Source organism: Tsuneonella sp. HG249, from assembly GCF_053819205.1.
On record NZ_JBSOQY010000013.1, the window covers coordinates 1 to 1,280 of the forward strand.

General features: G+C 58.9%; 1 protein-coding gene. It reads left to right on the plus strand.

What is annotated here, in order from left to right; translation table 11 throughout:
• Nucleotides 1-75: 75 nt before the first annotated feature.
• A protein-coding gene (locus ACWPM1_RS14805) for an IS3 family transposase (protein ID WP_234782508.1) occupies nt 76-1,268 on the plus strand; the annotation gives its coding sequence in 2 pieces (ribosomal slippage) (nt 76-334 and nt 334-1,268; 1,194 coding nt in all).
• The last annotated feature ends 12 nt before the right edge of the window (nt 1,269-1,280 follow it).

Here is a 1,280-nt window from a genome sequence, read left to right on the forward strand (position 1 = left end):
TGACCTTCCCCCAAGAAAGTGGTCCATTTTGAGAGTTAGAGAACCGGCTATTTACGGCTTGAAAGGAGCTGCTGAATGGCACGGAAGAGATACACGCCAGAACAGATTATCGGGATGCTGCGTGAGGCCGAAGTTCGGCTCTCGCAAGGAGAGAAGGTCGGCGCGATCAGCCGGTCGCTGGGGATCTCGGAGCAGAGCTATTATCGCTGGCGACGTGAGTATGGCGGGCTGAAGGTCAGCCAGGCAAGACGACTGAAGGATCTGGAGAAGGAGAACCAGCGGCTGAGGAAGGCAGTCTCTGATCTCACGCTCGATGCGCTGATCCTGAAGGAGGTTGTCGAGGGAAAGTACTGAGCCCTTCGCGGCGTCGGCTGGCCATCAATCATGTACAGGAGGCATTGGGTGTATCCCAGCGTCGTACCTGCAAGGTCGTTGGCCAGCACCGCTCGACCCAGCGCAAGTTGCCCACACCGCCAGCCGATGAGAAGCCGCTGACTTCAGCGATAATCCGGCTGGCCCAGCAATATGGCCGGTATGGCTATCGTCGGATCACGGCGCTGCTGCGGAATGAAGGCTGGGTGGTGAACGTCAAGCGGGTCGAGCGGATCTGGCGTCGTGAAGGGCTCAAGGTGCCGCAGAGGCAGCCCAAGCGCGGTCGTCTGTGGTTCAACGACGGATCATGTGTGCGGCTGCGTCCGCAGTATAGCGGCCATGTGTGGAGCTATGACTTTGTCATGGATCGCACCCATGACGGGAAGGCGTTCCGCATGCTGACAGTAATCGACGAGCACTCGAGGCAGTGCCTGGCGATCCATGTCCAGCGCAAGCTCAAGAGCGATGATGTGCTGGCCGTGCTCACTGAGCTGTTCCAGCGCCATGGCCCACCCGATCATATCCGTAGCGACAACGGGGCTGAGTTTACCGCCAATGCCGTACGCGATTGGCTAGGTCGGATCGGCGTGAAGACGCTCTACATCGAGCCGGGATCGCCATGGGAGAATGGCTACAACGAAAGCTTCAACGGCAAGCTCAGGGACGAGCTATTGAATGGGGAGATCTTCTACACATTGAAGGAAGCGGTCATCATGATCGAGCGCTGGCGCATCCACTACAACACCGTCCGACCGCACTCATCGCTCGGATACCAGCCGCCAGCACCACAAACTATCTTGCCTCGCCCTGCTAGACTGCCTTACGCTACGCTTCAGGCCGCCCAGCAGGGCGACAACAACCGCCGGAACTCTAACTTAACCGGTGGACCACCCTAATGGGGCAGGTCA